Here is a 14,305-nt window from a genome sequence, read left to right as displayed (position 1 = left end):
CGTGCGGCCCAGCCCGGCCGATGGCTCGCCGCAAGCACGGACCAAAAAACAAGATGGCAGTCAAATATCCCGCTTTTCGTAAAAAATTCCCTCTATTGGTAACCGGCGGCCTGCTCGCACTGCAACCTGTAGCGACGCCCTTGGTTATCGCAGCCGAACAGTTCGCCTGCCAACCGGGTGCCGATGGTGGTTGGAATTGCGCCGCGGATGCGGCCAGCCCGGCCTTGCCGCCGCGCCCGACTCACCGCGGTGCTGCCACTGAAACCACCAGCGCCCAGCCCAGAGCCAGCAAAGCCGAGCGCCAGGCGGCCACCACCAAGCTGGTCACCGAAAGCAAGGGTCGAGCGTTGGCCTCTCGCAGCGCCGACTACAGCCATCTGGATTGGGTGCCGCGTGATCAGCTGACCAATGCGCAACTGGCCGAGACAGGGCCATATTGTGCCGGCACCTATGTTGAACCGAACCGCCCCGGTCAGTTCGACGACACACCGATGAGCGAGGCGCCGACCTACGTCTCGGCCAAGGCAACCCGTTACGAGCAGCAGCAGGAAATAGCCACGCTGGCCGGCGACGTGGTACTTCGCCAGGGCAGCATCCAGGCCGAAGCCGACGAGGCCAGTCTGTACCAGTTGGAAAATCGCGGCGAACTGAAAGGCAATGTCCGCCTGCGTGATGGCGGCGCACTGATGGTCGGTGATCGCGCCGAGCTGTTCCTCGACACCGGTGAAGCTCAGGTCGAGAACGCGGAATATGTGGTCCATGAAGGCAAGGTTCGAGGCAGTGCGCTGTATGCCAAGCGTACCGACGACGCCATCATCCGCCTCAAGGACGGGACCTATACACGCTGCGAGCCAGGCGACAACGATTGGTACCTGCAGGGCAACAACGTCACCCTCAACCCGGCCACCGGCTTCGGCTCGGCGACCAACGTGACGCTGCGGGTCAAGGGTGTCCCGGTGTTCTATACGCCCTACATCTATTTCCCAATCGATGATCGTCGTCAGTCCGGTTTCCTGGCGCCGAGCATCAGCTCATCCAGCGATACGGGCCTGTCGCTGATCACTCCGTACTATTTCAACCTGGCGCCGAATTTCGACGCCACGCTCTACCCGAACTACATGACTGATCGCGGCCTGCTCATGGAAGGCGAGTTCCGCTACCTGACGCGCCGCAGCGAAGGCCAGTTCGGCGCCGCCTACCTGGACGACAGCAACGACGAGCGCAAGCTGCAGTCCGAGTACGAGGATCAGCGCTGGATGTACAGCTGGCAACACCGTACCGGTCTCGACACGCGGTGGCTGGCGGAAGTCGACTACACCGACATCAGCGATCCTTATTACCTTCAGGACCTGAATACCCAATTGGGTATCGACCAGCCGGACCACCTCGACCAGCGCGGCACCCTGACGTACCGCGCACCGTCCTACACCGCCCGGCTGAACGTGCATGCATACGAGCGAGCCACCATTGCCGACATCACCCCTTATGAGCGCCTGCCTCAGCTGACATTGGATGGCGTGCTGCCCTTCCAGCCGGGCGGGTTGCGGTTTGCTTATGGGACGGAGTTCGTCAGCTTCCAGCGCAGCCTCAGGGATGGTGTATTCATAAACGAGGACGGTTTAAGCGAAACTTGGTATGACGAAAACATAAAAGGCCTCAGTCGCGCCGAGGGCGAGCGTCTGCATCTGGAACCTGGCGTGAGCCTGCCGCTCGACTGGAGTTGGGGCTTCATTAAGCCGTCGCTGAAGTACGCTTACACCAAGTACGACTTAACTTTGGACAATCAGGGCAAGTTCGGCACGGACGGTGTAGGCAGCGACTTCAACGACTCGCCAGACCGCAGCGTACCGATCTTCAGCATCGACAGCGGCCTGTACTTCGACCGCGACACCCAGTGGTTCGGCAAGGACTATCGCCAGACGCTCGAACCGCGAATGTTCTACCTGTACGTGCCGAAAGAAGACCAGGATGACCTCCCGGTTTTCGACACTGGTGAAAACACCTTCAGCTACTCCTCGCTGTGGCGTGAAAACCGTTTCTCCGGCAAGGACCGTATAGGCGATGCCAACCAGCTCTCGCTGGGCGTGACCAATCGCTGGATCGAGCCGAACGGACTGGAGCGCCAGCGATTGAGCGTTGGCCAGATCATCTACTTCCGCGACCGCGAAGTGCAGCTACCCAACCTGGAAGATCGCCCGGGTTCGACCTCGGACGTATCGCCCTACGCGCTTGAATATCAGTACCGCTATAACCGCGACTGGCGCTTCACCTCGACCTTCAACTGGGATCCGGATCAGGGCCAAACCCAATCGGGCAGTGCCATGTGGCACTACCAGCCGGCCGAAGATCCTAGAAAGATCGTCAATTTCGGCTACCGCTATCGCAACGATACCGTTCGGTTCGATCAGGCGACTGGCGAGTGGACATATGGGGGCGACTTTGGACGAGAAGGCGATGACAACTACATCGAGGACTACTACAAGATCAACCAGCACGACATCTCCACCATCTGGCCGATCCTGCCGCAGTGGAGCGTGATCGCACGCTGGCAGCACGACTACAGCCGCAACCGCACATTGGAGGCCTTCGGGGGCTTCGAGTACGACAGTTGCTGCTGGAAGCTGCGCCTGATCAACCGCTACTGGATCGATTACGACGAAACCAGTCTCAACCCATCGCAGAACGATGAGCCGGACAACGGCATCTTCCTGCAAATCGTCCTCAAGGGACTCGGCGGCGTATTCGGCAGCTCGACCGAGACATTCCTCGACGAAGGCATACAAGGTTACCGTGAACGTGAAGATCAAGCTTTCTGATTACCTGCGCCCCCTGCTGGCGGGCGCCCTTCTGCTGGGCAGCGCGACTGCTGTCCTGACCGCGTCGGCCGAGGTTCAACAGCTCGACCGCATCGTCGCGATTGTCGACAATGACGTGATCATGCAGAGCCAGTTGGACCAGCGGACCCGCGAAGTCCAGCAGACCATCGAGAAACGCGGCGCGGAAATGCCGCCCGCGGACGTCATGCAACAACAGGTGCTGGAGCGGCTGATCACCGAAAATCTGCAGCTGCAGATCGGCGATCGCTCGGGCATTCGCATCTCCGATGAAGAACTCAACCAGGCAATGAGCACCATTGCTCAGCGCAACAACATGACCCTGGACCAGTTCCGAGCGGCTCTGGAGCGTGACGGCCTGAGCCTCGATACCGCCCGCGAGCAGATTCGCCGTGAAATGGTCATCAGCCGGGTGCGCCAGCGCAGAATTGCCGAACGTGTCCAGGTATCGAACCAGGAGGTGGAAAACTTCCTGGCCTCTGATCTCGGCAAATTGCAGCTGTCGGAAGAATACCGACTGGCCAATATCCTGATACCGGTGCCGGAGTCGGCTGACTCGGCGACGATCCAGGCGGCTGAAAAAACCGCGATGGATACCTACCAGCAGCTTCAGCAAGGCGCTGACTTCGCCAAACTGGCCGTCTCGCGCTCGGCCAGTGAAAACGCACTGGAAGGTGGCGACATGGGCTGGCGCAAGGCGGCTCAACTTCCGCCCCCCTTCGACACCGAAGTCAGCACCATGTCGGTCGGCGACGTCACCCGACCGGTGCGCACTCCGCCGGGTTTCATCTTGCTGAAAGTGCTCGACAAGCGTGGCGGCGATACTCAGGTACGTGACGAGATCCATGTTCGTCATATCCTGATCAAGCCCAGCCAGATCCGCAGCGAGGAAGAAAGCCGACGCCTGATCCAGCGACTGCGTGACCGCATCCAGGCCGGCGAGAGCTTTGCCGAACTGGCGAAAAACTTCTCCGAAGACCCAGGCTCGGCGCTGAACGGCGGCGACCTCAATTGGATCGACCCCAGCTCGCTGGTTCCCGAGTTCCGTGAGGTCATGGCCAACACGGCCAGTGGGCAGCTTTCCGAACCCTTCAAGACGCCTTATGGCTGGCACATTCTGGAAGTGCTCGGGCGCCGCGCCACCGATGCCAGCGAAGAGTTTCGCGAGCAACAGGCATTGTCCTTGTTGCGCAACCGTAAATACGAAGAAGAACTGCAGAACTGGCTTCGCCAGATTCGCGACGAAGCCTACGTCGAGATCAAGATCTGACTCGCGCCGAGTAGTTACTCTGCAATGCCTAAACGGGCCGGCCAATCGGCCGGCCCGTTTCTTTTCATACCCATGAAGGCATCAACATGACCACCAAACGTTTCGCCCTGACGCCCGGCGAGCCCGCCGGTATTGGTCCCGACCTCTGCCTGTTGCTCGCACGCAACAGCCATCCACACGCCTTGATCGCCATCGCCAGTGCCGAGCTGCTCCGCACTCGTTCAGCAGAGCTCGGGCTGGACATCACCCTAGTTGAGGTCGCGCCGGGCAACTGGCCGAACCAGCCGGCTCCCGCCAACAGCTTGTACGTCTGGAACACACCGCTAGGTGCACCAGCCATAAGCGGCCAGCTCACTCCAGCAAATGCGGACTACGTTCTGGCCACGCTGACCCGAGCCGGTAACGGATGCCTTGATGGCAGCTTCGCCGGCATGATCACGGCGCCGGTGCACAAAGGCGTGATCAACGAGGCAGGTACCCCTTTTTCAGGACACACCGAGTTTCTCGCGGAGCTGACGGGCACCGAGCAGGTCGTCATGATGTTGGCCACGCGCGGGTTGCGGGTTGCACTGGTCACCACCCACCTGCCGCTTAAGGATGTGCCGGCCGCCATCACCACCGAGCGCCTACAGCGTGTGACGCGCATATTGCACGCCGATCTGGTGGAAAAATTCGGCATCGCCCGGCCGCGGATCCTGGTCTGCGGGCTCAACCCTCATGCTGGCGAGGGCGGACATCTGGGCCGTGAAGAAATCGAGATCATCGAACCGACGCTGGAGGTGCTGCGACGCGAAGGGCTCGACCTGATCGGCCCGCTGCCAGCGGACACGCTGTTCACGCCCAAACACCTCGATCACTGCGACGCGGTGCTGGCGATGTATCACGACCAGGGCTTGCCGGTCCTCAAGTACAAGGGTTTTGGCGCGGCCGTCAATGTCACTCTGGGGCTACCTATTGTGCGAACTTCAGTCGATCACGGCACCGCCCTGGACCTTGCAGGCACAGGCCAGATCGACACCGGCAGCCTGCAAGTGGCGCTGGAGACGGCGTATGAGATGAGCGGCAGCTAGACCAGCAATCAGCACAGCATCCAGGTGAGCAGTAGGCTGCGCTCAGGTTACGCCTGCCACCGAGCCGGATCAGACAAACTGCGGGGCAGCTGGAACCTGCCGGGCGGCACCAAGACTCCGGCCCCGGATTGGCAATGGACCGCTTCTGAACTCTCCAGCGAGCCTCCACACGGCAATGGCTCGTACTGCCCTTATCGGCGGGGCACTCGCCTCCGCTATCGCAGCTGCTAAACTGCGGGCCTTTTCGCCCCCAGCTTCAAGCCTCTCGCTTAGCTGCTCCTGAGACTGCTGTATATGTCCGAGAATTACCAACACCGAGCGCGCAAGCGTTTCGGCCAGAACTTCCTTCACGATGCAGGCGTGATCCATCGCATTCTTCGCTCCATCCATGCCAAACCGGGTGAGCGGATCGTCGAGATCGGCCCTGGCCAGGGCGCGCTGACCGAAGGATTGCTCGACAGCGGTGCACACCTCGACGTGGTCGAGCTGGACCTGGACCTGATCCCGATCCTGCAACAGAAATTTGCCGACCGCGAGAACTTCGCCCTGAACCAGGGTGACGCACTGAAGTTCGACTTCGCCCAGTTAAGCTCGGAGCCAAACAGCCTGCGCATCGTCGGTAACCTGCCCTACAACATCTCCACGCCGCTGATCTTTCACCTGCTCGATCACGCCAGCCTGATCCGCGATATGCACTTCATGTTGCAGAAGGAAGTGGTCGAGCGCTTGGCCGCAGAGCCAGGTGGTGGCGACTGGGGGCGGCTGTCGATCATGGTGCAGTACCACTGCCGCGTCGAACATCTGTTCAACGTAGGCCCTGGCGCGTTCAATCCCGCGCCGAAAGTCGACTCGGCGATCGTGCGCCTGGTCCCGCATGAGGTTCTGCCCCACCCGGCACGCGATCACCGGCAGTTGGAAACCGTGGTTCGTCAGGCTTTCAACCAGCGTCGCAAGACGCTGCGCAACACCCTCAAGGGGCTGTTGGATGCCGATGCCATCGCCGCCGCCGACGTCGATGGCAGCCTTCGGCCGGAACAGCTGGACCTGGCCGCGTTCGTAAGACTATCGGATCAACTATCTGCCCGCGGCTGAAAGCGACCTACGCGAAGGAGCACACCATGTCTGAAGACCTCCGCTACCGGATCGACGTCACGGTCCGCCCAGCCTATCTCGCTGACCAGTCACAGCCAGAGCAAAACCGCTTTGCCTTTGCCTACACCGTCACCATCGAAAACAAGGGCCAGGTCACTGCGCAATTGCTGTCACGCCACTGGATCATCACGGACGGCGACGGTCAGGTGCAGGAAGTGCGCGGCGAAGGCGTGGTCGGTGAGCAGCCGGTCCTAGCCCCCGGCCATCGCCATGTCTACACCAGCGGCACGCTGATGGCGTCACGCGTCGGCACGATGCAAGGCAGTTTTCAGATGTTTGCTGAAGACGGACACCGCTTCGATGCCACGATCGCGCCGTTTCGGCTGGCCGTACCGGGAGCCTTGCATTGACTACCTACGCTGTCGGCGACCTGCAAGGTTGCCTGGAACCCCTGCTTTGCCTGCTCAAGCAAGTCGATTTCAGCCCTTCGCGCGACTGTCTGTGGCTGGCGGGCGATCTGGTCAACCGCGGCCCGCAATCGCTCGAATCGCTGCGTTTCGCACGTGATCTGGGCAGCTCAGGTGTAACCGTCTTGGGTAACCATGACCTGCACCTGCTGGCCGTGACGCACAAGGTCGAGCGGCTGAAGAAGTCTGATACGCTCCAGCCAATCCTCGATGCGCCCGACCGAGCCGATCTGATCTTCTGGCTGCGTCAGCAGAAACTGGTCCATCACGATGCCGAACGCCAGATCACCATGGTCCACGCAGGCATCCCTCCGCAATGGACGTTGAGCAAGTCCCTGCGCCGGGCGGCCGAGGTCGAGCAGGCGCTTCGCGATGACGCCATGCTGCAACCCTTCCTTGACGGCATGTACGGCAACCAGCCGGCCAAGTGGAGCAAGGAGCTACACGGCATCCCAAGGCTGCGGCTGATTACCAACTATTTCACCCGGATGCGCTTCTGCAAAGCCGACGGGACCCTCGACCTCGAAGCCAAAGAAGGGCTCGACTCGGCGCCCGCCGGGTTCGCGCCCTGGTTCAGCCATCCCACTCGCAAGACCCGGGGCGAAAAGATCATTTTCGGCCACTGGGCGGCACTGGAAGGCAACTGCGACGAGCCGAACGTATACGCGCTAGACACCGGCTGCGTATGGGGCAATTCCATGACACTGATGAACATCGACAGCAACGAACTGTACAGCTGTGACTGCGAGGCCAAGCCATGACTGAATTCAAACGTATTTCGCCCCAGCAGGCGCAATCGCTGCGCAGTGAAGGCGGTGTATTCGTCGACATACGCGACCCGGACAGCTTCGCCAATGGTCACGTCACCGGCTCGACACATCTGGACAATCAATCTTTGCCAGACTTCATCGCGGCTGCTGATCTCGACCAGCCGCTGATCGTTGTCTGCTACCACGGCAACTCCAGCCAGAGTGCAGCCGCCTACCTCGTAAATCAGGGTTTCTCTGACGTCTACAGCCTTGACGGTGGCTTCGAACTTTGGCGACAGGCGTTTCCGCAAGAGACGGAGCAAGGCGATCCCGCTTAAAAAATAACCCCGCCCTAGGCCGTAGATAACGCGGCCTTGAGCCTCCCTTCCGACGAAACGCAGCGGCAAAAACAGCTCTCTTCCCTTGAATTCGCTGAATCCGAACTATCCTTCAGTTCAGGCCATCCAAACAGGTGGAAGCCGTAGAGCGGCTACCGGGCCTCAGTTTCGACCATCAGGTGTTCGGGGGAACTCCACAGGCCGCTAAGTCGGCCGTACCTGAATGCCTGATGACAACACCGGCTCCGAGCATCGTCCGAGGTGAAGTCAATGAGCATTTTCAGCCATTTCCAGCAACGATTCGAAGCAACCCGTCAGGAAGAGTATTCGCTTCAGGAATACCTCGACCTGTGCAAGGAAGACCGGGGAACCTACGCAACTGCAGCCGAACGCCTGTTGATGGCGATTGGCGAGCCCGAACTGATCGACACGTCTGCCGACTCGAGACTTTCGCGGATTTTCTCCAACAAAGTCATCCGCCGGTATCCCGCCTTTGAAGACTTCCACGGAATGGAAGATTGCATCGACCAGATCGTTTCCTATTTCCGCCACGCCGCGCAGGGCCTGGAGGAGAAGAAGCAGATCCTCTATTTGCTGGGCCCGGTGGGCGGCGGTAAGTCATCGCTCGCCGAGAAGCTCAAGCAACTGATGGAGCGAGTACCCTTCTATGCGATCAAGGGCTCGCCTGTATTCGAGTCGCCCTTGGGGCTGTTCAATCCGGCTGAAGATGCACAGATCCTAGAAGAGGATTACGGCATTCCCCGTCGCTACCTCAGCTCAATCATGTCGCCCTGGGCCACTAAGCGCCTACAGGAGTTCGGCGGCGATATCAGCCAGTTCCGCGTAGTCAAGCTCTATCCCTCGATCCTCAATCAGATCGCGGTGGCCAAGACCGAGCCGGGCGACGAGAACAACCAAGACATCTCGGCGCTGGTGGGCAAGGTCGATATCCGCAAGCTTGAAGAATTTCCGCAGAACGACGCCGACGCCTACAGCTACTCAGGCGCGCTGTGCCGCGCCAACCAGGGCATGATGGAGTTCGTCGAAATGTTCAAGGCACCGATCAAGGTGCTGCACCCGCTGCTGACCGCCACTCAGGAAGGCAACTACAACAGTACCGAGGGTCTCGGCGCGATCCCGTATAACGGCATCTTGCTGGCCCACTCCAACGAGTCTGAATGGCATACGTTCCGCAACAATAAGAATAACGAAGCCTTCATCGACCGGATCTACATCGTCAAGGTGCCGTACTGCCTGCGGGTGAGCGACGAGATCAAGATCTACGACAAGCTGCTGTTCAATAGCTCGCTGTCGAAAGCCCACTGCGCGCCCGATACGCTGAAGATGCTGGCGCAGTTCTCAGTGCTGAGCCGCCTGAAGGAACCGGAAAACTCCAACATCTACTCGAAGATGCGGGTCTACGACGGTGAGAACCTCAAGGACACTGACCCCAAGGCCAAGTCGATGCAGGAATATCGCGACACGGCCGGGGTCGACGAGGGCATGAATGGGCTTTCCACCCGCTTCGCCTTCAAGATCCTGTCCAAGGTGTTCAACTTTGATCCGCACGAGATCGCCGCCAACCCGGTGCATCTGTTGTACGTACTGGAACAACAGATCGAGCAGGAGCAATTCCCAGCCGAGGTGCGCGAGCGCTACCTGCGCTTCATCAAGGAGTACCTGGCGCCGCGCTACGTCGACTTCATCGGCAAGGAAATCCAGACCGCCTATCTCGAGTCTTACAGCGAGTACGGTCAGAACATCTTCGACCGCTACGTGCTCTATGCGGATTTCTGGATTCAGGATCAGGAATACCGGGACCCGGAAACCGGCGAAATCCTCAACCGTATGGCGCTCAACGAAGAACTGGAGAAGATCGAGAAGCCGGCCGGCATCAGCAACCCGAAGGACTTCCGCAACGAGATCGTCAACTTCGTGCTGCGCGCCCGCGCCAACAACAACGGCAAGAACCCATCCTGGCTCAGCTACGAGAAGCTGCGCGTGGTGATCGAGAAGAAAATGTTCTCCAACACCGAGGACCTGCTTCCGGTCATCAGCTTCAACGCCAAGGCCAGCAAGGAAGATCAGAAAAAGCACAACGACTTTGTCGTGCGCATGGTCGAGCGCGGCTACACCGAGAAGCAGGTACGCCTGCTCTCGGAGTGGTATCTGCGCGTACGTAAATCGCAGTAAGAGCAGCTGAGGGCATGGGGTCGGAGCTGGAAGCCAAAGCAGCACGCTTCCGGCTCCCGGCTCACGACTTCCAGCTCAGCCCGGAGGGCTCGTATGAGTTACGTGATCGACCGCCGTCTAAACGGCAAAAACAAGAGCACGGTTAATCGCCAGCGCTTCTTGCAGCGATACCGAGGACACATCAAGAAAGCCGTGGAGGAGGCTGTCGGACGCCGTTCCATCACCGATATGGAGCACGGCGAACAGATCAGCATCCCCGGACGAGATACCGATGAGCCAATCCTCCATCACGGACGCGGCGGTCGGCAAACCATCGTGCATCCCGGAAACAAGGAGTTCATTGCCGGCGAGCGCATCCCCCGCCCACAAGGCGGTGGCGGCGGCCAAGGGGCTGGCCAGGCCAGCAACAGCGGCGAAGGCATGGACGACTTTGTCTTTCAGATCACCCAGGAAGAGTTTCTCGACTTCATGTTCGAGGATCTGGAATTGCCCAATCTGGTCAAACGCCACCTGACCGGTACCGACACCTTCAAGACGGTCCGCGCCGGCATCAGCAACGAGGGCAATCCGTCCCGTATCAACATCGTTCGAACCCTGCGCTCGGCGCATGCGCGCCGTATCGCCCTGTCGGGTAGCAGCCGCGCCAAGCTGCGCGAGGTCAAGGCCGAACTGGCGCGACTCAAGCTGGAAGAACCCGCCAACTTCACTGACATCCAGGCCGCTGAAGAGGAAATCGAGCGGCTCAGCGCCCGCATTCACCGGGTGCCATTCCTCGACACGTTCGACCTCAAGTACAACCTGCTGGTGAAACACCCGAACCCCAGCTCCAAGGCTGTGATGTTCTGCCTGATGGACGTGTCCGGTTCGATGACTCAGGCCACCAAGGACATTGCCAAGCGTTTCTTCATCCTCTTGTACCTGTTCCTCAAGCGAAACTACGACAAGATCGAGGTGGTGTTCATTCGCCATCACACCAGCGCGAAGGAAGTCGACGAGGAAGAGTTCTTCTATTCGCGCGAAACGGGCGGCACCATCGTCTCCAGTGCCCTGAAAATGATGCAGGAGATCATGGCCGAGCGGTATCCGGCCAACGAGTGGAATATTTACGCTGCCCAGGCGTCGGACGGCGATAACTGGAACGACGACTCGCCGGTTTGTCGCGACATCCTGATCAACCAGATCATGCCGTTCGTCCAGTACTTCTCCTACGTCGAAATCACCCCTCGCGAACATCAAGCACTGTGGTACGAATACAACCAAGTGGCCGAGGCCTTCGGCGACTCGTTCGCCCAGCAGCAGCTGGTGACTGCCGGGGACATTTATCCAGTGTTCCGCGAACTCTTCCAGCGGCGCATGGCTAGCTGAGGTAAGCAGCATGAAACGACAGCCCATTTCCACCGGCTCGGAATGGACCTTCGACCTGATCCGTACCTACGACCGCGAGATCGGCCGCATCGCCGAGCGCTATGCGCTGGACACCTACCCCAACCAGATTGAGGTCATCACTGCCGAGCAGATGATGGACGCCTATGCCTCGGTAGGCATGCCGCTGGGCTACCACCACTGGTCCTACGGCAAGCATTTCCTCAGCACGGAGAAATCCTACACCCGCGGGCAGATGGGCCTGGCGTACGAGATCGTGATCAACTCCGATCCTTGCATCGCCTACCTCATGGAAGAAAACACCATCACCATGCAGGCCCTGGTCATCGCCCACGCGAGCTATGGGCATAACAGTTTTTTCAAAGGCAACTATCTGTTCCGCACCTGGACTGACGCCAGCTCGATCATCGATTACCTGGTGTTCGCCAAGCAGTACATCATGCAGTGCGAGGAGCGACACGGCATCGATGCGGTGGAGGACCTGCTCGATTCCTGCCATGCACTGATGAATTATGGTGTCGACCGCTACAAGCGCCCCTATCCGATTTCAGCCGAGGAAGAGCGGCGGCGGCAAAAGGATCGTGAAGAGCATCTGCAAAAGCAGATCAACGACCTCTGGCGAACCATTCCCAAGTTTGGTGAGAAAGAAGATGAGCGCCAGCGAGACCAGCGCTTCCCGGTCGAACCGCAGGAGAACATTCTCTACTTCATCGAAAAGCATGCGCCGCTGTTGGAACCTTGGCAGCGCGAGGTGGTGCGAATCGTGCGCAAGATCGCGCAGTATTTCTATCCGCAGCGCCAGACGCAGGTGATGAATGAGGGTTGGGCGACCTTCTGGCATTACACACTTTTGAACGACCTCTACGATGAAGGCCTAGTCACCGATGGCTTCATGATGGAGTTCCTGCAGTCGCACACCAGCGTCATTTATCAACCCGGCTTTGACAGCCCCTACTACAGCGGCATCAACCCCTACACCCTGGGCTTCGCGATGTACCAGGACATCCGCCGGATTTGCGAGCACCCGACCGACGAAGACAAACGCTGGTTCCCGGACATTGCAGGCAGCGACTGGCTCACCACGGTCAAGTTCGCGATGAACAACTTCAAGGATGAAAGCTTCATCTTGCAGTTCCTCTCGCCCAAGGTCATCCGCGACCTCAAGCTGTTCAGCATCCTCGATGATGACCACAAGGACGAGCTGCTGGTCCCCGCCATCCACGACGAAAACGGCTATCACGCCATCCGCGAACTGCTGGCAGCGCAATACAACCTCGGCAATCGCGAACCCAATGTGCAGGTCTGGAGCGTCGATCGCCGCGGTGATCGCTCGTTGACCCTGCGCCACCAGCAACACGATCGCAAGCCCCTGGGCGGCTCGACCGATGAGGTTCTCAAGCACTTGCATCGGCTCTGGGGCTTCGACGTGCACCTACAGTCGATGCAGGACGACAAGCTGATCGCTACCCACCACATGCCGCCAAGGACCGAGCCGGATGTCGAGGCCAAGTACCCCGGCATGAACCTAGCGCTGCCGCCCATCTGACGGTCGTCTATCGCGGCAAATCGAGGCCCCGAGCAGTCGCAGCTTGCTGCCTCGGGGCATTCGTTTATCCTCCGCCGCAACGGAGGGTTGCATGCAAATCTATAAAGTCGGCGGAGCGGTACGTGACCGGTTGTTGGGTCGCCCAGTGACAGAAGTGGACTGGGTGGTAGTCGGCTCCAGTGCCGAGGAAATGCAGGCCAAGGGCTTTCGCCCGGTAGGTGCGGATTTTCCGGTGTTCCTCCACCCTGTCACCGGCGAGGAATACGCACTGGCCCGTACCGAGCGCAAAAGCGGTCGGGGTTATGGTGGATTCACCTTCTATGCCAGCCCCGAAGTGACTCTCGAAGAAGACTTGATACGCCGCGACCTGACCATCAACGCTATGGCCGAGGATGAGCAGGGCCAGCTGATCGACCCCTACGGCGGCCAGTCAGACCTCGCCGCTCGCCAGCTGAGGCACGTTTCCCCCGCGTTCGCCGAAGATCCATTGCGCGTGTTGCGCGTGGCGCGCTTTGCTGCGCGTTATGCCGAACTCGGTTTTACCGTCGCGCCCGAAACCCAGGTGCTGATGCGTCAGCTCGCCGAATCGGGTGAGCTACTGGCGTTGACACCGGAGCGTAGCTGGAAGGAAATTTCCCGCGCGTTAATGGAGCCGCGTCCGGACGTATTCGTGCAGGTGCTGCGCGACTGCGGCGCGCTGAAGGAACTGTTTCCAGAAGTCGATCTACTGTTCAACTCAACAGCGCCGCTCAAGGATGGTACGCAGACCAGTAAGCACACGCTCAAGGTGCTACATAGGTGCGCTATCCATGCTCAACCATTAAGTGTGCGCTGGGCCTGTCTGCTCATGCCGCTGGGCCAACCCCAAAACCTCGATGCCCCAGGCCCGGCACCGACCCAAGCAGCCGCGACAACGATCGACGTCATCAATGCACGCTACAAGGTGCCACGAGAGTGCCAGGAGCTGGCCAGACTGGTCGGCGAATTCCACCAACTCGGCCATCAGGCAATGTCGCTGCCAGCGCTAACGCTGTTCGAGTTGCTGCAGCATTTCGATATCTACCGCCGCCCGGGGCGCTTCGAACAGTTCGTCGCCTGCTGCGCCATGGACGCACAGAGTCGTCACGAAGGGCATCCCTATCCGCAAGCCGAATATCTGCGCGGCGCTGCCGAGCACGTTCGCGCCGTGCAGGTAAAACCACTTATTGATCAAGGTTTCAAGGGTGCGGAGCTGGGCGAAGCTCTCAAGCGTGAACGGCTCGAAGCCGTCCGCCAATACCAGCGTCTTCACCAGCACGACGCCAACTGATCAGCACCGGTTACCGCGCCACAAGCCGAAGCAACGGAAGGTTAGCGCCGGCAA

General features: G+C 59.8%; 11 protein-coding genes. All 11 read left to right on the top strand.

Annotated elements, in window-relative coordinates; genetic code table 11:
- Window positions 1-53 precede the first annotated feature (53 nt).
- A complete protein-coding gene (locus CXK96_RS15730; RefSeq protein ID WP_102837412.1) occupies window positions 54-2,816 on the top strand; it encodes an LPS-assembly protein LptD in 2,763 nt (920 codons plus the stop codon).
- Complete coding sequence (locus tag CXK96_RS15725) at window positions 2,797-4,104, top strand: peptidylprolyl isomerase (RefSeq protein WP_102837411.1); 1,308 nt, start codon at window positions 2,797-2,799, stop codon at window positions 4,102-4,104. The genes CXK96_RS15730 and CXK96_RS15725 overlap by 20 nt, the downstream gene beginning before the upstream one ends.
- A gap of 86 nt (window positions 4,105-4,190) precedes the next feature.
- A complete protein-coding gene (gene pdxA, locus CXK96_RS15720; protein ID WP_102837375.1) occupies window positions 4,191-5,174 on the top strand; it encodes a 4-hydroxythreonine-4-phosphate dehydrogenase PdxA in 984 nt (327 codons plus the stop codon).
- A 294-nt stretch (window positions 5,175-5,468) separates the two neighbouring features.
- Window positions 5,469-6,266 carry a 16S rRNA (adenine(1518)-N(6)/adenine(1519)-N(6))-dimethyltransferase RsmA gene (gene rsmA, locus CXK96_RS15715; RefSeq protein WP_102837374.1) on the top strand — a complete coding sequence of 266 codons (798 nt, stop codon included), beginning with the start codon at window positions 5,469-5,471 and terminating at the stop codon, window positions 6,264-6,266.
- Between the two features lie 26 nt (window positions 6,267-6,292).
- The gene (gene apaG, locus CXK96_RS15710) at window positions 6,293-6,676 is read left to right on the top strand and encodes a Co2+/Mg2+ efflux protein ApaG (protein ID WP_102837373.1); all 384 of its coding nucleotides are present in this window, start codon (window positions 6,293-6,295) and stop codon (window positions 6,674-6,676) included.
- Window positions 6,673-7,494, top strand: a complete 822-nt coding sequence (locus tag CXK96_RS15705; RefSeq protein WP_102837372.1) for a symmetrical bis(5'-nucleosyl)-tetraphosphatase — start codon at window positions 6,673-6,675, stop codon at window positions 7,492-7,494. The genes apaG and CXK96_RS15705 overlap by 4 nt, the downstream gene beginning before the upstream one ends.
- Entirely contained in the window at window positions 7,491-7,820 is a 330-nt protein-coding gene (glpE, locus tag CXK96_RS15700) for a thiosulfate sulfurtransferase GlpE (protein WP_102837371.1), read from the top strand. The genes CXK96_RS15705 and glpE overlap by 4 nt, the downstream gene beginning before the upstream one ends.
- A gap of 270 nt (window positions 7,821-8,090) precedes the next feature.
- Window positions 8,091-10,013, top strand: coding sequence for a PrkA family serine protein kinase (locus tag CXK96_RS15695; protein ID WP_045430704.1), 1,923 nt, complete (start codon window positions 8,091-8,093; stop codon window positions 10,011-10,013).
- A gap of 93 nt (window positions 10,014-10,106) precedes the next feature.
- Window positions 10,107-11,378, top strand: coding sequence for a YeaH/YhbH family protein (locus tag CXK96_RS15690; protein ID WP_046162877.1), 1,272 nt, complete (start codon window positions 10,107-10,109; stop codon window positions 11,376-11,378).
- Between the two features lie 10 nt (window positions 11,379-11,388).
- A complete protein-coding gene (locus CXK96_RS15685; protein ID WP_102837370.1) occupies window positions 11,389-12,942 on the top strand; it encodes a SpoVR family protein in 1,554 nt (517 codons plus the stop codon).
- Window positions 12,943-13,033: 91 nt separating this feature from the next.
- Entirely contained in the window at window positions 13,034-14,251 is a 1,218-nt protein-coding gene (locus tag CXK96_RS15680) for a multifunctional CCA addition/repair protein (protein ID WP_102837369.1), read from the top strand.
- Window positions 14,252-14,305: the final 54 nt, after the last annotated feature.

Source organism: Stutzerimonas stutzeri (assembly GCF_002890895.1).
Classification (GTDB): Bacteria; Pseudomonadota; Gammaproteobacteria; order Pseudomonadales; family Pseudomonadaceae; genus Stutzerimonas; species Stutzerimonas stutzeri_AB.
The sequence above is the reverse complement of the archived record's forward strand: the minus strand, read 5'-3'. Positions and strand labels throughout refer to the sequence as shown.